The organism is Streptomyces sp. NPDC057939 (assembly GCF_042887545.1).
In the GTDB taxonomy this organism is placed as follows: Bacteria; Actinomycetota; Actinomycetes; order Streptomycetales; family Streptomycetaceae; genus Streptomyces.
The window spans coordinates 188,769-210,598 of sequence record NZ_JBHVPG010000009.1 but is presented as its reverse complement, the minus strand read 5'-3'; the positions used below and the strand labels follow the sequence as shown (position 1 = coordinate 210,598).

23 protein-coding genes and 1 tRNA gene are annotated in these 21,830 nt (G+C 73.9%); 9 read left to right on the top strand and 15 right to left on the bottom strand.

What is annotated here, in order from left to right:
• Positions 1-197: 197 nt before the first annotated feature.
• The 6 genes from ACFVS6_RS13750 to ACFVS6_RS13725 all read right to left on the bottom strand — a co-directional run bounded on the left by ACFVS6_RS13750 (position 198) and on the right by ACFVS6_RS13725 (position 6,265).
• Positions 198-545 carry a hypothetical protein gene (locus tag ACFVS6_RS13750; RefSeq protein ID WP_389703508.1) on the bottom strand — a complete coding sequence of 116 codons (348 nt, stop codon included), beginning with the start codon at positions 543-545 and terminating at the stop codon, positions 198-200.
• 77 nt (positions 546-622) lie between these two features.
• Positions 623-1,180, bottom strand: a complete 558-nt coding sequence (locus ACFVS6_RS13745; protein WP_389703506.1) for an NADPH-dependent FMN reductase — start codon at positions 1,178-1,180, stop codon at positions 623-625.
• 160 nt (positions 1,181-1,340) lie between these two features.
• The gene (locus ACFVS6_RS13740) at positions 1,341-2,672 is read right to left on the bottom strand and encodes an AAA domain-containing protein (RefSeq protein ID WP_389703504.1); all 1,332 of its coding nucleotides are present in this window, start codon (positions 2,670-2,672) and stop codon (positions 1,341-1,343) included.
• A complete protein-coding gene (locus ACFVS6_RS13735) occupies positions 2,669-4,255 on the bottom strand; it encodes a hypothetical protein (protein ID WP_389703503.1) in 1,587 nt (528 codons plus the stop codon). Before ACFVS6_RS13735 ends, ACFVS6_RS13740 begins: the two co-directional genes overlap by 4 nt.
• On the bottom strand, positions 4,243-5,424 hold the full coding sequence (locus tag ACFVS6_RS13730) for a hypothetical protein (RefSeq protein ID WP_389703501.1): 1,182 nt from the start codon (positions 5,422-5,424) through the stop codon (positions 4,243-4,245). The genes ACFVS6_RS13735 and ACFVS6_RS13730 overlap by 13 nt, the downstream gene beginning before the upstream one ends.
• Positions 5,351-6,265, bottom strand: a complete 915-nt coding sequence (locus ACFVS6_RS13725) for a phosphatase PAP2 family protein (protein ID WP_389703499.1) — start codon at positions 6,263-6,265, stop codon at positions 5,351-5,353. Before ACFVS6_RS13725 ends, ACFVS6_RS13730 begins: the two co-directional genes overlap by 74 nt.
• Positions 6,266-6,382: 117 nt before the next feature.
• Here ACFVS6_RS13725 and ACFVS6_RS13720 point away from each other — a divergent pair, with 117 nt between their 5' ends.
• A complete protein-coding gene (locus tag ACFVS6_RS13720; protein WP_389703498.1) occupies positions 6,383-6,979 on the top strand; it encodes a histidine phosphatase family protein in 597 nt (198 codons plus the stop codon).
• 17 nt (positions 6,980-6,996) lie between these two features.
• Here the strand turns inward: ACFVS6_RS13720 and ACFVS6_RS13715 are convergent, their stop codons facing one another.
• Complete coding sequence (locus ACFVS6_RS13715; RefSeq protein ID WP_389703525.1) at positions 6,997-8,319, bottom strand: tetratricopeptide repeat protein; 1,323 nt, start codon at positions 8,317-8,319, stop codon at positions 6,997-6,999.
• A gap of 260 nt (positions 8,320-8,579) precedes the next feature.
• On the opposite strand from ACFVS6_RS13715, the gene ACFVS6_RS13710 reads away from it, so the two are divergent.
• Both ACFVS6_RS13710 and ACFVS6_RS13705 read left to right on the top strand, forming a co-directional pair.
• Positions 8,580-9,008 carry a hypothetical protein gene (locus ACFVS6_RS13710; RefSeq protein ID WP_389703497.1) on the top strand — a complete coding sequence of 143 codons (429 nt, stop codon included), beginning with the start codon at positions 8,580-8,582 and terminating at the stop codon, positions 9,006-9,008.
• A gap of 25 nt (positions 9,009-9,033) precedes the next feature.
• The gene (locus ACFVS6_RS13705; RefSeq protein ID WP_389703495.1) at positions 9,034-9,930 is read left to right on the top strand and encodes a spermidine synthase; all 897 of its coding nucleotides are present in this window, start codon (positions 9,034-9,036) and stop codon (positions 9,928-9,930) included.
• Between the two features lie 43 nt (positions 9,931-9,973).
• Here ACFVS6_RS13705 and ACFVS6_RS13700 read toward each other — a convergent pair whose 3' ends face one another.
• Positions 9,974-10,519 carry a hypothetical protein gene (locus tag ACFVS6_RS13700; RefSeq protein ID WP_389703494.1) on the bottom strand — a complete coding sequence of 182 codons (546 nt, stop codon included), beginning with the start codon at positions 10,517-10,519 and terminating at the stop codon, positions 9,974-9,976.
• 101 nt (positions 10,520-10,620) lie between these two features.
• Here ACFVS6_RS13700 and ACFVS6_RS13695 point away from each other — a divergent pair, with 101 nt between their 5' ends.
• The 4 genes from ACFVS6_RS13695 (at position 10,621) to ACFVS6_RS13680 (ending at position 13,641) form a co-directional block, all read left to right on the top strand.
• A complete protein-coding gene (locus ACFVS6_RS13695; RefSeq protein WP_389703492.1) occupies positions 10,621-11,307 on the top strand; it encodes a response regulator transcription factor in 687 nt (228 codons plus the stop codon).
• On the top strand, positions 11,304-12,701 hold the full coding sequence (locus ACFVS6_RS13690; RefSeq protein WP_389703490.1) for a sensor histidine kinase: 1,398 nt from the start codon (positions 11,304-11,306) through the stop codon (positions 12,699-12,701). The genes ACFVS6_RS13695 and ACFVS6_RS13690 overlap by 4 nt, the downstream gene beginning before the upstream one ends.
• A 115-nt stretch (positions 12,702-12,816) precedes the next feature.
• Positions 12,817-12,981 carry a DUF5993 family protein gene (locus ACFVS6_RS13685; protein WP_389703488.1) on the top strand — a complete coding sequence of 55 codons (165 nt, stop codon included), beginning with the start codon at positions 12,817-12,819 and terminating at the stop codon, positions 12,979-12,981.
• Positions 12,982-12,993: 12 nt separating this feature from the next.
• Positions 12,994-13,641, top strand: coding sequence for a disulfide bond formation protein B (locus tag ACFVS6_RS13680; protein WP_389703523.1), 648 nt, complete (start codon positions 12,994-12,996; stop codon positions 13,639-13,641).
• Between the two features lie 198 nt (positions 13,642-13,839).
• On the opposite strand, the gene ACFVS6_RS13675 is transcribed toward ACFVS6_RS13680, so the two are convergent.
• Positions 13,840-14,337: a MarR family winged helix-turn-helix transcriptional regulator gene (locus ACFVS6_RS13675; RefSeq protein WP_389703486.1), complete on the bottom strand. Its 498-nt coding sequence runs from the start codon at positions 14,335-14,337 to the stop codon at positions 13,840-13,842.
• Positions 14,338-14,465: 128 nt separating this feature from the next.
• On the opposite strand from ACFVS6_RS13675, the gene ACFVS6_RS13670 reads away from it, so the two are divergent.
• Complete coding sequence (locus ACFVS6_RS13670; protein ID WP_389703484.1) at positions 14,466-15,290, top strand: SDR family oxidoreductase; 825 nt, start codon at positions 14,466-14,468, stop codon at positions 15,288-15,290.
• A gap of 43 nt (positions 15,291-15,333) precedes the next feature.
• On the opposite strand, the gene ACFVS6_RS13665 is transcribed toward ACFVS6_RS13670, so the two are convergent.
• From ACFVS6_RS13665 to ACFVS6_RS13650, 4 genes are read right to left on the bottom strand one after another with little or no spacing between them, the layout of a single operon-like run.
• Positions 15,334-16,671, bottom strand: a complete 1,338-nt coding sequence (locus ACFVS6_RS13665; protein ID WP_389703482.1) for a GH1 family beta-glucosidase — start codon at positions 16,669-16,671, stop codon at positions 15,334-15,336.
• Entirely contained in the window at positions 16,668-17,492 is an 825-nt protein-coding gene (locus tag ACFVS6_RS13660; protein ID WP_389703480.1) for a carbohydrate ABC transporter permease, read from the bottom strand. Before ACFVS6_RS13660 ends, ACFVS6_RS13665 begins: the two co-directional genes overlap by 4 nt.
• Complete coding sequence (locus ACFVS6_RS13655; protein WP_389703478.1) at positions 17,489-18,499, bottom strand: carbohydrate ABC transporter permease; 1,011 nt, start codon at positions 18,497-18,499, stop codon at positions 17,489-17,491. The genes ACFVS6_RS13660 and ACFVS6_RS13655 overlap by 4 nt, the downstream gene beginning before the upstream one ends.
• 7 nt (positions 18,500-18,506) lie before the next feature.
• On the bottom strand, positions 18,507-19,832 hold the full coding sequence (locus ACFVS6_RS13650; RefSeq protein WP_389703476.1) for an ABC transporter substrate-binding protein: 1,326 nt from the start codon (positions 19,830-19,832) through the stop codon (positions 18,507-18,509).
• 102 nt (positions 19,833-19,934) lie between these two features.
• Here ACFVS6_RS13650 and ACFVS6_RS13645 point away from each other — a divergent pair, with 102 nt between their 5' ends.
• Positions 19,935-20,981 (top strand): LacI family DNA-binding transcriptional regulator, encoded by a 1,047-nt coding sequence (locus ACFVS6_RS13645; RefSeq protein WP_389703474.1) that lies wholly within the window; start codon positions 19,935-19,937, stop codon positions 20,979-20,981.
• A 72-nt stretch (positions 20,982-21,053) separates the two neighbouring features.
• Here the strand turns inward: ACFVS6_RS13645 and ACFVS6_RS13640 are convergent.
• Together ACFVS6_RS13640 and orn are read right to left on the bottom strand one after the other, a co-directional pair.
• Positions 21,054-21,126: transfer RNA gene (locus ACFVS6_RS13640), tRNA-His, on the bottom strand.
• Between the two features lie 94 nt (positions 21,127-21,220).
• On the bottom strand, positions 21,221-21,823 hold the full coding sequence (orn, locus tag ACFVS6_RS13635) for an oligoribonuclease (RefSeq protein WP_281206487.1): 603 nt from the start codon (positions 21,821-21,823) through the stop codon (positions 21,221-21,223).
• Between the last annotated feature and the right edge of the window lie 7 nt (positions 21,824-21,830).

Sequence of the window (21,830 nt, the reverse complement as noted above, 5' to 3'; positions counted from 1 at the left end):
GGGGGGGGGGGGGGTTTTTGGGCCGCGTCTCTCTGGCTGGGGGGCTGGGGGGGGGGGGGGGGGCCCCCCCCCCCCCCCGACGGGCTGGGGACGGTCGTCAAAGTCCCGTCGTCGCCCGGAGGGCGGCCTCGCGGTGCCCGGTGCGGCGGGAGTGCGTGCCGGACACCGCGAGGCAGACGGGAATTCGACGACAGGCACTAGGGACGGTCGGGGGCGGTGCCGCGCTGGAGGTCCTCGCCGAACTCGATCATCTTGCGGGCGTAGTCCTCGGTCCACTCGGCGACCTCCGCGATCGCCTCCGGCGGGATCCGGTCGAAACGCCGGGGGTCGGCCAGCTGGGCCGCCGCCAGGGCCTGGAACTCCACGGCCCGGTCGTGCGCCGCCCGGAAGGCCAGCGTCAGCTCGGTGGCCCGGGCCAGCAGCTCACGCGGATCCTCGATGGATTCCAGGTCGAAGAAGTGCTCCGGGTCCGTGGCGGCGTCCGAGGGCTCGAAGAGCAACGGCGCGGGCCGCAGCCTCCGCTCGGTCCGCTCGGGCTCTGCCATGCGTGTCCTCCTGCTGCGCGTACGAAATCCTTCCGGGCCACCCTCCATTGTCCAACGTCGCGCAAGAGTGCCCCGCGTCACACGGCGGCGGGCTCCTTCGCCAGCGCCGCGACGTCGTCGAGCACCCCGTCCAGCTCGTCCGTCAGGCCGGCCGGAGCCTCGAAGCCCGCCTCCCCGACCAGGGCGTTGATGCCCGGGACGGCCACCGAACGGCCGGCCGGCAGCATGCCGAGCCGGGTCAGGACGGGCAGCAGCATCTCGGCGGCCGGCGCGCCGCCCGTCCCGCCCGCGCTGTAGCTGACCAGCCCGACCGGCTTGCCCTGCCACTCGCCGTAGAGGAAGTCCACGGCGTTCTTGAACGGCGCGGTGAACCCGCCGTTGTACATCGGAAGCACGAACAGGAACGCGTCGGCGGAGGAGACCAGGGCGCTCCAGTCGCGGGTGTGCTGGTGCGCGTAGACGCCGCTGGAGGCGTACTCGGGCTCGTCCAGGAAGGGCAGCGCGATCTCGGCCAGGTCCACCGGGGTGACCTCGAAACCGCCGTGGGCGCGGGCCCGGTCGGCGACCCAGGCGGCGAGCGGGCGGCCGCTGGAGGTGGGCCGGGTGGCGGCGGAGATGACGTGCAGGCGGGTCATGATGGGTGAACTCCCCGTGGGTGGTGCCGTGGTGCGGCCGAAGGCGGGCCGCACCGTGCTGATCGGCCGCCATTGTGGGCGCGGGCGCCCCACCTGGGGAAACGCGGGCCGTGGACTATGTCAAAGTCCGGCCCGCCGACGCCCCGGCGGGCCCGTCCCGTCAGGGCCGCCAGGAGACGCGGTGCTCCGCCAGGTGCGCCAGTACCGAGTGGTTCGCCTCCCAGCCGTCCGGGAACTTCACCGTCACCCCGAGCTGTACCGGCTCCGTCGACGGGTGGGCGTCCAGCAGGTCCGCTATGCCCGCCCGGGCCACCACCACGCAGGCGTGGCGGTGCCGGGAGGCCAGCACGCACAGCCGACCCGTCTCCAGGTGGAAGGCGGTGGCGTCGGGCCGGCCCGACAGCGGATGGAGCACCACCGTGAGGTCGTACTCGCGGCCCTGGAGCCGGTTCGCGGTGTCCACGATGACCCCGGACACGCCCAGCGCGGCCAGCGCGGCGCGGACCGCCGCCGCCTGGTCGCGGTGCGCGGTGCCGACGGCGATCCGGTCCGCCGTCAGCGGCGACGGGTCCGGGGACCGCTCGTCGACCGTGACCGCGCCCCGGTCCAGGGCCCGGCGGACCACCAGCGCCACCGCCCGGACCGCCTCAGGGTCGGTGCGCGGGGTGTGCCGCGCGGGCAGCTCCAGCAACCCCCAGCCCGACTCGGCGGCCTCGTCCAGGACCCGGTCGGGGCCCGAACCGTCGCCCGCGACACCGTACGAGAGCCGCCGGTCGCCGTGGTCGGTGCCGCTGCGGAACCGGTTGTACGGGTAGAAGGCGCGCGAGACCAGCGGCGCGGCCGTCGCCGGGAGCCGCCACGACACCGGCAGCCGGTGCTGCGGCAGCCCCGGATTGTGCGCCAGCAACGTGGAGACCGCCGACGCCGAGGGGTCGTACGACAGGCCCGCCCACTGCTCGGCGCCGACCACGCTGAACGGGTCCAGCTGACCGGGGTCCCCGACGAACAGCGCCCGGTCGAAGAGCCCCGCCACGGCCAGCAGCGCGTCCGAGCGCATCTGGTACGCCTCGTCCACGATGGCGTGCTCCCAGGGCTCGACGTCCTTCACGTACGCCCACTTCGCCGCCGTCGACAGGGTGACGGGCAGCTCCGCGAGGTCACCCGGCTTCGACGACAGGGTGACCGAGGGCAGCTCGCGCAGCGCCGGGTCGTAGGCGTCGCCGTCGCTGCTGTGCAGCCGGCCGACCCTCAGCTCCGGATCCTTGTCGTGCAGCCGCAGCACCAGGTCGTCGACCTGGGCGTTGGTCTGCGCGACCACCATCAGCCGGCGCCCGGCCGCGGCCAGTTCCCGCGCGGCGCGCACCACGAGCGTCGACTTGCCGGCCCCGGGCGGCGAATCCACCACCACGCCCCGCTCGGTGCCGTGCAGGGTGTCGCGCAGGATGTCGGCGGTCGCCCGGTCGGCGGCCGCACCGGGATCGAAGGCGGTCACAGGATGTCCTCGTCGGTCACGGCGTCGGGCAGGCCGGCGGGAGCGGACGCCGCGGATCCGGGCGGCCCTCCGTGCGTCCACGGGGTGTTCTCCGGGTCGGGCAGCTTCGGCCCGCCGCGCGCGTCGTGCTCGAACAGCGTCCAGCAGATCCGGTCGCCCTTCCCGGGGACCGAGCCCGGCTCCGGTTCCCGGGTGCGGCCCATCTTGTCCAGCAGCCGGAGCACGATGTGCCCGTCCTCCTCGCGGCGTACGAAGAGCGCCGACTGGGGTCGGCCGTCCAACGAGCGGTACACCTTCCCGCCGCCGTCCTCGGCGAGCTGCGGCCGGTCCTCCGTCGCCACCGTCACCAACGGCCGCGGACTGGGCCGCTTCGAGTCCGTCCACTCCATCACCACCTCGGTGACCTCACCGGCGAACGCCTCGCCCGCGAGCCGCCGGCCCGCCATGACCAGGGGGTCGTCGAGGGCCTCCTGGGCGTCGAGGCGCACCTGCTCGGTCTCCCGGGTGGCGAGCTTCTGCGCCGCGGTCACCGCGTCGTCACGGCGCGGCTGCGGCGGCTCGCCCGCCCGGACGCGGTCCCGGTGCCCGGTGTAGGACCAGCGGTCGCGGGTCCACCGCTCCTCGGTCCGCCCGCCCGACGGCAGGGCGCGCACCAGGTCGAGCGCCTGCCAGGTATGCCGCCAGGTGTTCTCCATCTGCGAGACGACCAGCGCGTGGACGGCGTCCTCGGCGATGCGCACCGGGCCGTCACCGGCGGTCCCTGCCGCGAGGGCCGAGCGGGCCGCGTCGAACCGGGCGATGGCGGGCGCCAGCAGCGTGTTGTCGAACGCCGGATCGGTCGCGGGGCCGGCGGGAGGGCAGGACAACTGGCCCTTCCCGTCACGGTCGAGTTCCGCCTCGTGCGCCGCGCGCGCACCCGAGGTGCCCTCCGGCGGGTCGATCCAGCCCAGCAGCGCGCCCAGGTGCTGGTCCTCCAGGTTGCTCTGCCCCGTGGCCCAGTGCCGGGACAGCAGATCGGTCGCCGACAGCAGCATCGAGGAGCCGGGCACCCGGGAACGCTCGGCGAGGTGCGAGAACCAGCGCCCCAGCATCGGCACCTGCGAGGGCGCCGGGTAGGGGTTCTCCGGGTCCTCCTCGGTGGTCCGGCGGAACCGCATCGACCGGCCCAGCAGCCGTACGTACTCGATGCCCGCGCGGCTGGGCACGATCAGCTGCGGCGCGTCCACGCACAGCTCGGCCTCGACCTTGACGCGCTTGCCGCTCTCCGGGTCGGTCTCGGTCCGCTCGGCCGGCTCCACGGTGTCCGCGTACGCGTCGATGTGCGCCAGCACGTGGACGGCCAGCTCCGCGAGGAACGCCCAGCGCAGGTCCCGGTCACGGGGCTGGGGTATCACGAACACCCGCGGCTCGTGCCGGTCGGTGCCCACCATCGCGCCGAGCGGGGCCCCGGCCTCGCCCGCGGTGGTCAGCGGTACGAAGACCATCGGACGCGCGCTCAGGTGGCGGTGCCGTACGGTCGCCAGCGGCTGGGCACGGCCCGCGCGGACCGCCTCCAGCCGGGCCAGGGTGCTCAGCAGGGGCATTCGGGGGTCTCCGGGGAGTGGTGCGGGGGACGGGCCGCGGCCTGTTCCAGCGCCTCGGCGCGCAGCCGGGCGGCGTGGTGCAGCGCGGCCGCCGTGGGATCTTCGGCGGGGCCCGCCCCGGAAGCCGCCGCCAAGGCCGCCTCCACGGTGGTCAGGGCGCCCAGTTCGCCCCGTACGGAACGGCCCAGCGCGGCCGGGTCGCCCGCGGCGCGGGACCGCTCGCGGCAGTGGAAGGCCAGCTCGCAGGCGGCCAGGCACTCGGGGGCGTAGGCGGCGGTGACGGCGGAGACGGCCCGGTCGAGTTCCTCGGCGGGGCGGGCCGGATCGAAGCAGAGCCCCTCGGGCAGGGCCGCGGCGAGGTCCTCGACCCGGGTCAGTCGCTCCAACTGGCGCCGGGTCACCGCGTGCTCGCGGCGCACGTCGACCAGGGCGGCGGTGGGCAGGTTGGAGAAGTCCTTCGGGCAGACGAGCACGATCCGGTGCCCCACCTCGGCCTCGGCCAGCTTCCCGGCGGTCCGCTCCAGCGCCAGGACGTACACGGCGGCCTGCCGTGCGGCGGCCCCCACCTTCGCGGCGTCGGCCGCCCCGTCGATCATCGGGAACGACTTGATCTCCACCACGGTCCAGCGGCCGTCGGGGTGCACCACGACGGCGTCCGGCTCCAGGTAGGCGGGCGTGCCCGCCACCTCCAGGGCCAGCATCGGATGGTCGAGCAGCGTCCATGCCCGGGCGGTGGTGGCCTCGCGCAGGGCCAGCGCCGTACGGGCGGCCCGGCCCTCGGGCCCGGCGGCGGTGAGGTCGGGGACGAGGGCGCCGGGGCCGGGCGGTTCGGTGCCGCCGCCGAGGCGGTCGTGGACCAGCCGCAGCAGTTCGGCGCCGCCGTCGCCCTTGACCTTGGCCTCGAAGGAGTTCCCGCGCACGATCGCGAACTGCGACTGGCCGAAGGAGGCGGGCGAACCGAGGGCCGCCGCGAGCGCCGTCTTGTCCACGCCCGCGCCGTCGAGCAGGGCCCTTCTGCCGCAACCGGGGTTGGCGGCAAGGGCCGCGAGCGCCCTGGCGTCGAGCGGGCGGGGCGGTACGGCGGGGCCGCGCAGGTCAGCGAGCCGCTGCCGCAGTGTCGTCGTCTGCGGTGTCGGCTGCGGGCGGCCGCTGGGCGGGAAGGAGCTCACGGGCGGAAGTGTCCCATCCGCCACCGACAATCGGGGACTTACCGTGGAAACCGGCAGCTCCTCCTCCGTGAACGGCCGTCGGGGCCGCCCCCGTGCCGTCCGGCGCGACGCCCTCCGCCGGGGTGCGGAACGCGAGCAGCCGGTGGGCGATCAGCGCGCCGGCGCCCATCACGGCCGCCCCGGCCACGGCGTCGAGGAAGTAGTGGTTGGCGGTCCCCATGACCACCACCGTCGTCAGGACGGGGTAGGCGATCCCCAGCGCCCGCACCAGCGGCGTGCGGGCGTGCCGCCACAGCAGGACCCCGCACCACAGCGCCCACCCGACGTGCAGGCTCGGCATCGCCGCGTACTGGTTGGTGAAGGACCCGAGCCCGCGCGGGGCGCTGGCCTCGCCGCCCCACCAGCCGTAGGCGCTGAACTGCGCCATCGTGTCGGTGAACCCGTAGGAGGCGTCGAGCAGCCGGGGCGGGCAGGTGGGCATCAGGGAGAAGCCGACGAGCCCGAGCAGGGTGGACACCACCAGCCAGGTCCGGGCGGCGCGGTAGTGCTGCGGACGGCGGCGGTGGAGCCAGAGGAGGACCGCGGGGGTGACGAGGTAGTGCAGGGACGCGTAGACGAAGTCGGCGGGTATGCCGAGGAGCCCGGACCCGGAGAAGAATCGATTCAGCGGCCTCTCGAAGTCCATCCACAGCGACTCCTCGACGCGCAGGATCGCGAGTCCGTGATCGACCGCGAGGTCCACGTCGCCCCGGGCCAGGAGCCTGCCGCCGGAATAGGCGCCGTACACGAGGGCCAGGAGCAGCAGTTCCGCCCACCACGTGGGTCGCCGTCGATTGGTCATACGGTGTACGACGCCTCAGGGGCGGGAGGAGTTGCCTGGTGTTCATGTGATGGATGATGGTCGGACGACGGATTCGCCCGTACCGGAGCGAACCCCCACGGACCAGGAGAAACTCACATGGCTCCCCGCATCCTGCTGGCCCGCCACGGCCAGACGGCTTGGTCGCGCCTCGGCAAGCACACCGGCCGCACGGACGTGCCGCTGCTGGAGGAGGGCAGGCAGGGTGCGAAGCTGCTGGGCGAACGCCTCGCCCGGAAACCCTGGTCGGACCTGCACGACCTCCAGGTGCGCACCAGCCCGCTGGTCCGGGCGAGCGAGAGCTGCGACCTGGCCGGCTTCGGGGTCCGGGCGGAGTCCTGGGACACCCTGATGGAGTGGGACTACGGCGACTACGAGGGCATGACCCCGGCCGAGATCCAGGCGGTCCGGCCGGGCTGGCTGATCTGGCGCGACGGGGTCCCCGGCGGCGAGTCCGTGGCCGACGTCGCGGCCCGCGCGGACGAGGTCGTGGCCTGGGCCCGTTCGGCGGAACGCGACGTCCTCGTCTTCGCCCACGGCCACATCCTGCGCACCCTCGCCGCCCGCTGGCTCGGCTTCGAGGCCTCCTTCGGCGCCCGCATCCGGCTGGACCCGACGTCCCTGTCCGTCCTCGGATGGGCGTACGGGGCCCCCGCGCTGGAACGCTGGAACGACACCGGCCACCTCGACGCCTGACGGCCGGCCGACGACCCTCAGATCGAGGCGTGCCGGGTCAGGAAGGCGCCCACGCGCGGGGAACGCTGGTGCGGGACCAGGGTCTTGGCCGTGCCCGCGACCATGGACCGGATCCGGGTCGACCGGACCTCGGTGAGCAGGTCCAGCACGCGGCCCCCCGCCCAGGCGGCCTCGTCGGGCGCCCCTGCCCGGGCCAGGTCGTCGGCGAGCTCGGCGGTGTAGAGGGCCACGTTCCGCGCGAAGTGCGGGTCCTGGAGGTCGGCGGCCCGCCGGGCGTGCCGGGCCGCGCGCGCGAACTCGCCGAGGGACGCCCAGCAGCGGGACTCCAGCGACTCCAGTTCGGCCTCGCCGAAGAAGGACATCCACTCCGGGTCCGCCGCCGAGGGGCCCCTGGAGAACTCGGTGTGCGCCCGGGTCAGGGCCTCCTCGCAGGCCCTGCGGTCGGCCAGCCCCGACCAGCCGCCCGCCTCCCGCAGCGCCAGGAGCGACAGCAGCCGGGGGGAGCCGACCGAGCGGGCCGCGAGCCGGCCCGCCTGGGCGGCCCGTACCGATTCGCGGGGGCGGCCGCAGTCCCGCGCCAGGAAGGCCATGTTGCTGAACGCGTGGGCCTCCAGCCCGCAGTCCCCCGACACCCGGGCGGTGGCCAACGCCTCCGCGTAGTGCGAGCGGGCGTCCTCGAAGCGGCCGGAGTCGTGCGCGAGCCAGCCCACCGAGACGGCGAGTTCCCCGGCGCCCGCGTGCAGCCGGTCCTCGGTGGACTGCCGGGTGGCCCCCGCGTCCAGGAGTGCGTAGGCGGTCCGCAGCGGTCCGGCAGCGCGCCGGTACAGGGCGTCAGCCCCGTGCCGGTCGTCCAGCAGCCGGATCTGACGTACGGCGTCCTCGACGGCGGCGGCCTCCGCCTCGCCGGCGCGGGTGGGCAGCCGGCGGGTGTCGCCGAGCAGGGTGAGGCTGAGCGTCGCGGCCGCCACGGTCGCGGAGCCGCCCGCCATGAACGCGCGACGCAGCACGTCGCTCTCCTTGGAACGGTGGATGAGGTGGACGGGGGCGGGCGGTTCGGGGACGGCGCGTTGCGCCGACCTCCCGCGTACCGCCTCGCGGGGGGAGAAGCCGAGGTCGGCCAGCGTGCGGCCGGGGAACATGTGCAGGAAGACGCGTTCGTAGGCGTAGTTGGGACAGCGGATCTCGCCCGACTCGACCCGGCCGATGTAACGGGCGTCGCAGGAAACCGTTTCGCCGATCTCCCGGGCGGCCCGGCGCACCATGGCCGCGAACTCGGCCGGGGAGTGCGCCGCGCGCAGTCGCCGGAAGGAGGAGTTGGGTGAGTGGGGGAACGCCGCCATGGACGTGGCCTCTCTGGACAAGCTCGGCAATCTCCGTGGATCCCGGTCGTGCTCGCCCCCTGAAGGGCCCCGGCGCGCATGAACGTACCGCCAGCGGAGGGCCGTTCACGCGATGTTTGCCTACAAAACGGATATCTCACCCGCGATCCGCCATGAACTGCCATCCTTTGCGGCGTCTTGCCGCCGCATCCGTTGACGCTCCCGCGCGTTGGACCCATGCGGATACGGATCGAGGAGGGGTTCCCTTGGTGGAGGCCGGCATGGACAGCACTGGAACGAACTTCGCGCCCGGGACCGGCGCGACCGCCATCGACACCCCCGACGCACCCGACGCCCCCGACCTGGTGACCGTCCCCACCCGGCAGGGCCTGGAGGCGGTCGACATCATCCGTCGCGGCGCCGGTCTCGCCGCCCCCGGCGTCGGCCCGGTCCTGCACGACGGCTCCGGCGGCACCCTCGGGTTCCTCGTCCCGCCCGGCACCGCCGACGCCTGGGACATGCCCGGCAGCGCCTGTACGCAGACCAACGGACGCGGCATGCGCTTCGGCGACGCCGCCTCGCCCACCGCCGGCGGCACCGGCTGGCTGCTCCCGCCGGAAGCCGTCGGGCCGGTCACCGACCCGGCGGTACTGCGCGCGGCGCTCGGCGAGGCCGCCCGGCTCATCGAAGCGGCCGACAACTGTCGCTGATGCGCTGACCAGCCATAATGGTGACGTGGCAGGCAAGAGCAAGGGCAACAGGGGCGGCAAGGGCGGCGGCGCCGGCGCTCCGCGCGGGAGCGCGGAGCCCGTCACCGCGCAGGTGGGCGGCGGCCTGGCGGAGCTGGCGCCCGACCGCGAGCGCGCCCGCGCCTGGACCCTGCTCATCGACGGAGCCCCCCAGTCCCACGTGGACCTGGACGACCCCGAGTACCTGGACTTCTCGTACCAGCGCAGGATCGGCCACCTGATCGACCTCGTCGCGCCCGCCCGCCGGCCGCTCAACGTGGTCCACCTCGGCGGCGGCGCCTTCACCCTGGCCCGCTACACCGCCGCCGTACGTCCGCGCTCGACCCAGCAGGTCGTCGAGATCGACGCCGCCCTCGTCGCCTTCGTGCGCGAACACCTGCCGCCGGACCCCCAGGCCCGGATCCGGGTCCGTTCCGTGGACGCCCGGGCGGGCCTGGCCAGGATCCCGGACGGCTGGGCCGACCTCGTCATCGCCGACGTCTTCAGCGGCGCCCGCACCCCGGCGCACCTGACCAGCACCGAGTTCCTGGACGACGTACGCCGGGCCCTGGCGCCCACCGGCTGGTACGTGGCGAACCTCGCGGACGGTCCGCCGCTGACCCACCTGCGGAGCCAGATCGCCACCGCCGCCTCCCGGTTCACCGAACTGGCGCTGGCCGCCGACCCGGTGGTGTGGCGGGGGAAGCGCTTCGGCAACGCCGTGCTCGTCGCCGCCGATCGGGAACTGCCCGTCGCGGAGTTCACCCGGCGGGTCGCGAGCGACCCGCACCCCGGCCGCGTGGAACACGGCCGGGCCCTCGCCGACTTCACCGGCGGGGCCGCCCCCGTCGAGGACGCCTCGGCCGTCGCCTCCCCGCAGCCGCCGCCGTCGGTGTTCCGGTAGGGCTCCCGGCGGGTGCGCGGCCGGGCGCGGTGGGCGGGTCCGCTCAGCGCTCGTCGAACTCCACGCGCGGGGCGCTGTCGTGCCAGGTGCAGAACACCGACGACTCCCGCCCGTCCCGGGTGAAGGTGACCCGGATCCACAGCTCCTGCTTCCACACCTGCATCCGCCACCCCGCCTCCGGCGTCGCCGACACCAACTCGGCCGAGTCGGTCCCCAGGTCGAGGACGACCCGGCCGCCCGTGACCGAGTACCCCTTGACCCGGCCCGTCGTGTCCGACCCCCGGGACGGCCCGGCGCCGACCGGCGGGGACTTCGGCCCGGCCGCCGGGGCGGAGTCCGCCGGCGGGTCGGACGGGGAGCCCGAGGGGGAGGCGGACGGGGAGGCGGACGGGGACGACGACGCGGGCGGTGACGACGACGGCGACGCCGAGGGCGAACCCGGTGCCACGGTGCCCTGCGTCGAGGAGGACAACGGCGGCGTCGTCAGGGGCACGGCGAGCGGAGGATCGTAGGCCGTCCCGGACATGACGGTACGCACGCCCCACCACGACAGGGTCACGGCCGCGGCGGTCGCCAGGATCCAAGCCATGGCATGTACGAGTCCTCGACGCATCGGGGACATACTGCACCACCCGCCCCAGAGGCGGCCCGGCGCCTCCCGGGCTCCCCCGAATGGACTACCGTGCGGCCATGGCTAGTGTGCTCGTGGTCGAGGACGACCAGTTCGTACGTTCCGCCCTGATCCGGCACCTGACCGAGGCCTCCCACACCGTGCGGAGCGTCGGCACCGCCCTGGAGGCGCTGCGCGAGGTCGCCCACCACCGCTTCGACGTGGTGATACTCGACCTCGGCCTGCCCGACCTCGACGGCGCCGAAGCGCTCAAGATGCTGCGCGGCATCACCGACGTCCCGGTCATCATCGCCACCGCGCGCGACGACGAGGCGGAGATCGTCCGGCTCCTCAACGACGGCGCCGACGACTACCTGACCAAGCCCTTCTCCGTCGAACACCTCTCCGCCCGGATGGCCGCCGTGCTGCGCCGCGCCCGCGCCACCGGGGCCGAACCCCCCTCGCGGGTACTGCGCGTCGGCGGACTCGCCATCGACCCGCTGCGCCGCCAGGCGGAACTCGACGGGGCCGTCCTCGACCTCACCCGGCGCGAGTTCGACCTGCTCGCCTTCCTCGCCGGCCGGCCCGGCGTGGTCGTCGCCCGCCGCGAACTGCTCGCCGAGGTGTGGCAACAGTCGTACGGCGACGACCAGACCATCGACGTGCACCTGTCCTGGCTGCGCCGCAAGCTCGGCGAGACCGCCGCCAGCCCCCGCTACCTCCACACGCTGCGCGGCGTCGGCGTCAAGCTGGAGCCGCCGGCGTGAGGTGGGCCCTGGTCAAGGTGTGCCTCGCGGTCACGGTGATGGTCGTCGTGGCCTTCGCCGTCCCGCTCGGCATGGTCGTCCAGGAGATGGCCAGCGACCGGGCCATCTCCAACGCGGAGCGGCAGGCCGCCACCATGGGCCCGACCCTGTCGATCACCACCGACCCGGTCCAACTGCGCAAGGCCGTCGAGTCGACCCAGATGGGCGCCGCCGGGCGGATGGCCGTCCACGTGCCCGCGATCGGCGGCTCCGGACCCGTCGACATCGGCGACGGCTGGGCCGGCGCCGGCGTCGTCGCCGAGGTCCGCAGCCTCGGCCGGGCGACGACCGCCCACGTCGCCGGCGGGGACTCCGTCGTCCTCCAGCCCACCGCGCTCGGCTCCGGGGACATCGCCGTCATCGAGATCCTGGTGCCCGAGAACGAGGTCAGCAACGGGGTCACCACCGCCTGGCTGGTCCTCGCCGGCGTCGGTCTCGCCCTGATCATCGGCTCCGTGGCGGTCGCCGACCGGCTCGGCGCCCGCCTGGTGCGCCCCGCCGAACGGCTCGCGGACGCGGCGCACCAGCTCGGCGAGGGCCGGCTCGGCGCCCGCGTGCCCGAGGAGGGCCCGAAGGAACTCCGTTCGGCGGCCGTCGCGTTCAACTCGATGGCCGACCAGGTCGTGGAACTCCTCGCCAACGAGAGGGAACTCGCCGCCGACCTCTCCCACCGGCTGCGCACGCCCCTGACCGTGCTGCGGCTCAACGCCGCCTCCCTCGGCGACGGCCCGGCCGCCGACCACACCCGGGCCGCCGTCGAGCAGTTGGAACGGGAGGTCGACACGATCATCCGTACCGCCCGTGAACAGCGGCCCGTCTCCCAGGGGTTCGCGGGCGCCGCCGGCGGAGCCGGAGCCGGCTGCGACGCCTCCGAGGTGATCCGCGACCGCATGGACTTCTGGTCGGCGCTCGCCGAGGACGAGGGCCGCGAGGTGCGGCTCGCCGGCGTGGACCGCGTCGTCCGCATCCCCGTCGCCCGGCCCGAGCTCGCCGCCGCACTGGACGCCATGCTCGGCAACGTCTTCCGGCACACCCCCGAGGCCACTCCCTTCGCCGTCGACGTGCACGACGCGGGCGACGCCGTCATCGTCCTCGTCTCCGACGCCGGACCCGGCATCGCCGACCCCGACGCCGCCCTGCGGCGCGGCAACGACGGCGGCCGCGACGGCTCGACCGGCCTCGGACTGGACATCGTGCGCCGGGTCGCGGAATCCACCGGCGGCGACGTCCGGCTGGGCCGCTCCGTCCTCGGCGGGACCGAGGTACGGGTCTGGATCGCCCTGGACGACCGCGCCCGCGGCGGCGACCGCGGCGCGGGCGGGCGCCGCACGCGCCGCAAGCGGCGGGGCGACTGACCGACGCGCACCGGTACGGGGCGCGGTCGTCCGGGGCCGGGGCGGCGGGGCAACCGACGTACCCCCGGGGCGCGCCTCGTGGGAGGCGAGTCCGCAGGTCGGTACGGTCCGCCCCATGGACACCCTCATCTTCGGCGGCCTCCTCGCCACCCTGATCGCCATGTACCGGGAGTCGTCCCGGAGCGTGGTGCTCGGCGCCTGGTGGGTCATGCTGGGCGCCGTGCTGCTGCTGATGGCGCACCACGTCGTCGGCGGTCCCGCCCTCCACCTGAGCCACTGACCCGTGGCCGCGATGAACACCCTCGTCCCGGAGACCGCCCTGGAGGGCGGCCTGCTCGGACGGGCCCAGTACTGGTTCGCGTGCTCCTTCGTCATCGGCTGGACGGCGTTCGTCGGCGCCGGCCTCTTCCACCAGCTCGGGCTCCGGGAAACGCCCTGCGGGCTCTGCGTCGTGCAGCGCATGTTCATGCTGCTGGCGGCGGTCGGGGCCGGGTACGTCATCCGCAGGGCGCTCAGCGAGGGCGCCGTGACCGGCCGGGACTACATGACGGGCTGGGGCATGGCCCTGGTCGCCGTCACCGGGGGCTCCGTCGCCGCCGGGCGGCAGACGCTGCTGCACGCGCTGCCCGGGGACGAGGGCCACGGCAGCGCGCTGTTCGGCCTGCACATGTACGTGTGGGCGTGGATCCTGTTCACGGTCTCTGCCGCGGCCATCGGCGTCGTCCTAGCCCTCGCCCACGCGACGGCCGACCGGGCCGTCCCGGCCGCCCGCCCCGGCCCGCACCGGGCCGCGGGGACGTTCGCACTGGGCTTCCTCGGGGTGGTCATCGCCGTCAGCGCGGCGGCCGTCTTCCTGGACGAGGGCTTCCACTGGTTCCTGCCGGAGGAACCGACCCGCCACCGGTCCTTCCTCGACATCGGCCTCCACCTCCCGGGCTGAGGCCCTTTCCCGCCCGAGGTCCTCGCCGCTTGGAGCTCTCCCCGTCCGAGGCCCTCGCCGCCCGGCGCTTTCGCGGCCCGGCGCCCTCCCCGCTTCCGGTTCGACGGGGAGGGCGAGGCAGTCCCGTCCGGTCCCGTCCGGTCCCGTCCGGTCCCGTCCGGTCCCGTCCCGGACGTCGAGGAAGCGGCCGCGGGGAGGTCAGGCGGGGTCGGCGGAGTTCAGCCGCTGTGCCTGCGACCGGCCGACCTCGGCGGCGCGGTGGAGGTAGTCGGCGATGAGCGCGAGTTCGGTGTCGGAGTAGCGGTCCAGCACGGCGCCGAAGGCCCGGCCGGGCGTGTCCCAGGCCTTGTTGATCCGTTCGCGTGCGGCGGGGGAGAGGACGACGAGGGAGCGGCGCCGGTCGTGCGGATCGGCCCGCCGCTCGACGATGCCCGCCTTGACCAGGCGGTCGACGAGGCGGGTGGCTGATCCCGAGGTCAGACCGGTGAGGCGGGCGACGTCGCCGGTGCTGACGGGACCCGGCTCCAGGTCGAGGAGGCCGACGCACTGGAGGTCGGTGGGGTGCAGGCCGACGTGGTCGGCCATGGCCTGGCTGAAGAGCGAGTAGTCGGCGTAGTGCCGCTGGCTCTCCGTGACGATGCGCGCGAGCAACTCGGCGCGGCTCCACTCACCCTTACGGGGGGAATCGGTTGACATCGACCTCTCCATGCCTGAAATTTAACTGTGTGACGCAGAGAATGTATCGCGCAGAATCTGTGCCACGTACTCAGCTTAGTTCACGCGCCTCACCCAGAGCAGAACACAGCACAGAGCAGGAGATCATCATGTCGATCCTCGTCACCGGCGGCCGCGGCGCCGTCGCCCGTTCCCTCGCCACCCTCCTCGCCGGCCGGGGCCTTCCTCACCGCCTCGCCTCACGTGAGCCGGACACTCCCGAGGTCGTGCGCTGCGACCTCGCGGACCCCACGACCTTCCCCGGGGCGCTGGCCGGGATCCGCGCCGTCTTCCTCTACGCCGAGGCCGCCGGGATCGAGGCGTTCGTCGAGGAAGCGGGCGCCGCCGGGGTGGAGCACGTGGTGCTCCTTTCCTCCTCCGCGGTGATCACGGAGGACGCCACCGTGAACCCCCTCGCCGCCGCCCACCTCGCCGTCGAGGAAGCACTGTCGGCCTCCGCGCTGCACACCACCCTGCTGCGCCCCGGAGCCTTCGCGGGCAACGCCCGCCCCTGGTTCTCGTCCCTCGCCTCCGGGCGGCCCGTCCGACTGCCCCACCCGGAGGCGCACTCCGCCCCGATCCACGAGGCCGACATCGCCGAGACCGCCCTCGCCCTCCTCGCCGACCCCGGCCTCGGCGGCGGTGCCCACACCCTGACCGGGCCGCAGTCCCTGACCTTCGTGACCCAGCTCGCGATACTCGGCTCCGTCCTCGGCCGGCCCCTGCCCTACGAGAGCGTCACCCCCGAGCAGTGGAAGGCCGATGTGGCGGAGTACCTGCCCGCTCCCTACGCCGATGCCCTCCTCGGCCACTGGGCGGCTGCCGAAGGCCTTCCGGCCGCCACCACCGACACCGTCGAATGGTTCACCGGCCACCCGGCGCGGTCCTTCGAAACCTGGGCCGAGGAGAACGCCGACGACTTCCACCTGCCGTAGGGCGGGGGGCAGGGCCGGGGGGAGCAGGGCCGGGCGCCGACGGTCAGAGGGTGCCCGTGCGGGCCAGGTGGGCGTACCAGCGGGCACTGGAGCGGGGCGTGCGGGTCTGGGTCTCGTAGTCGACGTGGACGATGCCGAAGCGCTTGCTGTAGCCGTAGGACCATTCGAAGTTGTCCATCAGCGACCACAGGAAGTACCCGCCGACGGGGGCGCCGTCGCCGATCGCCCGGTGGATCGCCGACAGGTGCTCGCGCAGATAGCCGATCCGCCGGGGGTCGTGCAGGTCCGGCGCGTACGCCGCGCCGTTCTCGGTGACCAGCAGGGGCAGGCCCGGCGCCTCGGCGCGGAACCGCATCAGCAGGTCGTACAGGCCCGTCGGGTCGATCGACCAGTCCATGTCGGTGCGTTCGCCCGGTGGTTGGTGGAAGGCGATGCCGTCCGCGCCGGGCCAGGGGGAGTGGCCGGTGGAACCGTGCCCGTCGGCGCGGGGGCCGTCGGGGGAGGCCGAGACCACCGCCGGGGTGTAGTAGTTCACGCCGAGGAAACCGAGCGGCTGGTGGATGAGGGCCTCGTCACCCGGCCGGACGAAGGACCAGTCGGTCAGCGCCGCCGTGTCCGAGAGGAGGTCATCGGGATAGGCGCCGTGCAGCAGGGGGCCGGTGAAGATCCGGTTCGCGAGGGCGTCGATGCGGCGTTGGGCGTCCAGGTCACCGGCCGAACCGGTCAGCGGCCGTACCGCGCTCGGGTTGAGCGCGATGCCCGTGCGGACACCCGAGGGCAGGGCCGAGGCCGCCAGCCCGTGGGCCAGGTTCAGGTGGTGGGCGGCGCGCAGGGCGTCGGCCGGGCTGGTGCGGCCGGGGGCGTGGACCCCGGAGGCGTAGCCGAGGAAGGCGCTGCACCAGGGCTCGTTGAGCGTGGTCCAGAGCCCGACCCGGTCGGCGAGGGCGTCGGCGACGGTCTGCGCGTACCCGGCGAAGTCGTAGGCCGTCCCCCGGGCCGGCCAGCCGCCCGCCTCCTCCAGGTGCTGAGGCAGGTCCCAGTGGTACAGGGTCACGCAGGGCTCGATGTCGTGGGCGAGGAGCTCGTCCACGAGCGCGTCGTAGAAGCCGATCCCACCGGACAGGACGCGCGGCCACGACACCGAGAACCGGTAGGCGCCCAGCCCGAGTTCCGCCATCAGCCGGACGTCCTCGCGCCACAGCCGGTGGTGGTCGACGGCCACGTCACCCGTGTGACCGCCGTGCACCTTGCCCGGCGTACGACAGAAGGTGTCCCAGATCGACGGCCCGCGCAGCCCGGCCGCGCCCTCGATCTGGAAGGCGGCCGTGGCCGCCCCCCAGAGAAACCCCTCCGGGAATCGCATGTCCCCCACGCCGTTCATCCCTTCACCGCTCCCTGCATGATGCCGCCCACGATCTGGCGGCCGAAGACGACGAACACCAGCAGCAGCGGGAGCGTGCCCAGCAGCGCACCCGCCATGATCACGGACTGGTCGGGGACGTAGCCCCGCCCCAGCCCCGTCAGGGCCACCTGCACCGTCGGGCTGCCGTTCTGGGTCAGCGCGACGATCGGCCAGAAGAAGTCGTTCCACGTCATGACGAAGGTCAGCATCCCGAGGACCGCCATCGCCGGCCGGGCCACCGGGAACACCACGTGCCACACCACCCGCAGCGAGTTCGCCCCGTCGGTGCGGGCCGCCTCCACCAGCTCCATGGGCAGCGCCTGCGCCAGGTACTGCCGCATGAAGAACACCCCGAAGGCGCACACCAGCGCCGGCAGGATCACCGCCTGGAGCCGGTCCGTCCAGGACAGTTCGGCGACCAGCATGTACAGCGGGACCACGCTCAACTGCGGCGGGATCAACATCGTCCCGACCACCAGCGACAGCAGGACCCGGTGCCCACGGAACCGCAGCCGGGCGAAGGCGAACCCGGCCAGGGTCGACAGCACGACGGTCACGGCCGCGACCGTGCCGGCGACGACGAGCGTGTTCAGCAGTGCGGAGCCCATGTTGGCGTCGGTCCAGGCGGTCCTCAGGTTCTTGCCCAGGTTCCCGCCGAACCAGAACGGCGGCGGGGTCTGCGCCAGCCGCGTACTGCTCCGCGAGGCCGCGATCGCCGTCCACACCAGCGGGAACAGCGACCCGACCGTGAACAGGGCGAGAGCGACGTACGTCAGCCTGCCCGCGCGCAGTGAACTCATCGCCCCGTCCCCCGTCCCCGCAGCAGCCGGGCGGCCCCCGCGACCAGCAGCAGCATCAGGAACATCGCCCAGGCGATCGCCGAGGCCCGCCCCAGGTGCAGGTTCACCCACCCCTGCTCGTACAGGTACAGCCCCAGCGTCTGGAACTGGTGGTCCGAGCCGCCCGTCGCGCCCGCCCCCGCGTTGAACAGCAGCGGTTCGCCGAACAGTTGCGTCGCCCCGATCGTGGAGACGACACAGGTGAAGAAGATCGTCGGCCGCAGCGAGGGCACCGTCACGTGGATGAACTGCTGCCACCGCGAGGCCCCGTCCAGGGCGGCCGACTCGTACAGCTCCCCGGGTACGGCCTGCATTGCGGCCAGGTAGATCAGCGCGTTGTAGCCCGTCCACCGCCACACCACGATCGCGGACACCGCCAGCTGCGAGGCCAACGGCCCGTTCTGCCAGTCCACCGACCCGAACCCGACCGCCGAAAGGGCCCAGTTGACCATCCCGTAGTCCCGGCCGAAGAGCAGCACGAACACCAGGGTGGCCGCCGCCACGGACGTCGCGTACGGAGTGAGGACCACGACCCGGAAGAAGGCCGAGCCGCGCATCCGGTAGTTGAGGAGGTGGGCCAGCCCCAGCGCGACGGCCAGCTGCGGCACCGTCGACAGCAGCCCGATGGTGACGGTGTTGCGCAGGGCGTTCCAGAAGAAGGCGTCGTCCCACAGCCGGGTGAAGTTCCGCAGCCCGACCCACGTCATGGAGTCCGGGTCGGTCAGCTCCACCTGGTGCAGCGCCGCCCAGCCCGTGTACAGCAGCGGGAACAGCCCGAAGGCGGCGAAGAAGAGGAAGAAGGGCGCCACGAAGGCGTACGGGCTCCAGCGCAGGTCCCACCGGTAGCGGCGCGAGCGCCACACCTGACCCCGGCCGGACCGCCCGCCCCCGGTCCCGCCCGCCCCGCCCCGCACGCGGCGGGCGGAGGAGGCCGGGGCCGGGGCCGGCGCAGCGGTCGTGTCCGTCACCGGTACCTCACCGGTCCAGGGCGTTGTCGATGGCCTTCACCGCCGCGTCCCAGCCCTCCTGCGCGCTGCGGCCCTTCTGATCGACCTGGAGCATCCCGATGTCCGCCAGGTTCTGGGCGATCACCAGGTCCTTCGGGCCGATCACCGTGACCGGCACCCCCTCGGCCGCCCGCGCGAAGATCTCCCCGATGGGCGCGCCCCCGAAGTAGGCGTGCTGTGCGCCCGCCACCGCCGGCAGCCCGTACGCGGCGCTCGCGCTCGGGAAACTGCCCCGCTTCTCGAACAGCTTGGCCTGCTGCGCGGGAGCCGTCAGCCAGGCGGCCAGCTTCGCCGCCTCCTCGGCGTGCTTGCCCGCCTTCGGCACCACCAGGAACGAGCCGCCCCAGTTGCTGGGCTTCGGGGCCGGGGCCACGTCCCACTTGTCCTTGCCCGCCGGCCCCGCCTTGTCCTGGATGTAACCGAGCATCCAGGCCGGGCAGGAGATCGTCGCGAAGGTGCCGTTGGCGAAGCCCTGGTCCCAGGTCGGGGTGAACTGCTGGAGCTTCGCGCTCAACCCCTCGGAGGCGAACGAGGCCGCGAGGTCGAAGGCCCCGCGCACCGCCGGGTTCGTCTTGTAGACGACCTCGCCCCGCTCGTCGTAGAACCGCTGGGCGCTGCTCGCGGTGACGGCCGCCATCACGCCCGACGCCGAGTCGACGAACGCCTTGCCCTCCCCGGCCTTCGCCTTGTAGGCGCGGCCCGTCTCCAGGTACTTGTTCCAGTCCCCGCCCCACAGCGCTCCGACCGCCGCCCGGTCGGTGGGCAGTCCGGCCGCCGCGAAGAGGTCCTTGCGGTAGCAGATGCCCTGCGGGCCTATGTCGGTGCCGAGACCGACGGTCGCCCCGCCCTTCGCGGCGGAAGCCGTGCCCTGCGCCCACTTCCACGGCAGGTACGCGGCCTTGTCCACCCCCGCCACCTTGCCGAGGTCGACCAGCTTGTCCGCCTGGGTCGCGGTGATCTCCGCGATGTTGTTGACCTCGACCGCCTGGATGTCGGCGAGACCGCTGCCGGTGCCCAGGTGGGTCAGGAGCTGCGGGTAGTAGTTCTCGTTCCGCTCGATGGAGGTCTGCTCGATCCGGATCCCCGGATTCTGCGCCATGTACTCGTCGTAGAGGCCCGCCTCCTTGAGCCCGAAGGCGCCGAAGACGCCGACCGTCAGGGTCGTCCGCCCCGAGCCGCCCGTCGGGGAACCCGCCTTCGGGTCCTCCTCCGGGTCCTGCGCGCAGCCGGCGAGCAGCAGGGCGGTCGCGGCGGCCACGCAGGCCGCCGTGACGAGGTTTCTTCGGGCTCGCATCTGGGTCCTCCCTGAAGGACGGAACGTGCCGGGTGTCGTGTGCCACAGTGTGGGAGCGCTCCCACAGTCGTCAAGGGGTAGATTCACAACCGGGAGGAAGCCATGAACGGGCACGGGCGCAGTGGGGGACGGCCGACCTTGGAGGAGGTCGCGGTCCGGGCCGGGGTCGGTCGGGGCACCGTCTCCCGGGTGATCAACGGATCATCCAAGGTCAGCGACCGTACGCGGGAGGCCGTCGAGGCCGCCGTCGTCGAGCTGGGGTACGTGCCGAACCGGGCGGCCCGCGCGCTCGCCGCCAACCGCACCGACGCCATCGCCCTGGTGATCCCCGAGCCGGAGGCCCGCTTCTTCTCGGAGCCCTACTTCTCCGACGTCGTGCGCGGCGTCGGCGCGACCCTCGCCGAGACCGACGTGCAGTTGGTGCTCACCCTCGCGGGCAGCGACCGCGAGCGCCGCCGACTGGCGCAGTACCTGTCGGGGCACCGGGTCGACGGGGTGCTGCTGGCCTCGGTGCATGCCGGGGACCCGCTGCCGGAGCTGCTGGCCGAGCTGGGCATCCCGGCGGTGATCAGCGGCCGCCGGTCGGCCGCCGAGACCCTCCCGAGCGTGGACTCCGACAACCTGGCGGGCGCCGCCGGGGCGGTGCGCCACCTCCTCGGGCGGGGCCGGCGCACGATCGCCACCATCACCGGTCCCCTCGACGTGTACGGGGCCCAGTGCCGCCTCGACGGCTACCGGCAGGCTCTCGCGGCCGCCGGGCACCCCGTCGACGAGCCGCTGATCGCCGTCGGGGACTTCACCGAGGACGGCGGGCGCCGGGCCATGCGCGAACTGCTGGAGCGGCGCCCCGCACTGGACGCCGTCTTCGCCGCCTCCGACGTGATGGCGGCCGGCGCCCTGCGCGAGCTCCGGGCGGCGGGCCGCCGGGTCCCGGAGGACGTGGCGCTGGTCGGCTTCGACGACTCGGTGGTGGCCCGCCACATGGACCCGCCGCTGACCAGCGTCCGCCAGCCGATCGAGGAGATGGGCCGGACCATGGCCAGGGTCCTGCTGGACCGCATAGCGGGCCTGCGGGACGGCGCGGACGGCGAGCCGGGGGAGCGGGCGCTGGTCCTGCCGACCGAACTCGTCGTCCGGGAGTCCTCGTGACGCCCCGGACCGGCCTTCCCCGGACACGCAGAAGGCCCCGGTCCGCTTCCGCGGACCGGGGCCTTCCTTCAGGGTGAGTGACGGGACTTGAACCCGCGGCCACCTGGACCACAACCAGGTGCTCTACCAACTGAGCTACACCCACCATGTCCGGTCGCAGAACGACCGGCCGAAGAAAAGGGTACAGGGTCCGGGAGGGTGCTCGCTCCCCCCTTTTCCCGCACCCGTCGCCCCGGGTCCTACTCGCCGGGCACGACGTGCTTGGCGGCGATGGTGCGGGCCGTGTCGGAGTCGGGTCCGGGCTGCGGCACGAAGACCGCCTCGCGGTAGTACCGCAGCTCGGCGATGGACTCCTTGATGTCCGCGAGCGCCCGGTGGTTGCCGTTCTTCGGCGGGCTGTTGAAGTAGGCCCGCGGGTACCAGCGGCGCGCCAGCTCCTTGACCGAGGACACGTCCACGATCCGGTAGTGCAGGTAGCTCTCCAGCGCGCCCATGTCGCGCAGCAGGAACCCGCGGTCGGTGCCGACGGAGTTGCCGCACAGGGGCGCCTTGCGGGGCTCCTTCACGTGCTCCCGCACGTACGCCAGGACCTGCGCCTCGGCGTCGGCGAGGGTGGTGCCGGCGGCCAGCTCGTCGAGCAGCCCGGAGGAGGTGTGCATCTCGCGCACCACGTCCGGCATGGTTTCCAGGGCCGCGTCCGGCGGGCGGATCACGATGTCCACGCCTTCGCCGAGCACGTTGAGCTCCGAGTCGGTGACCAGTGCGGCCACCTCGATAAGTGCGTCGTCCGTCAACGAGAGCCCGGTCATCTCGCAGTCGATCCACACCATGCGATCGTTCATGCGCCCC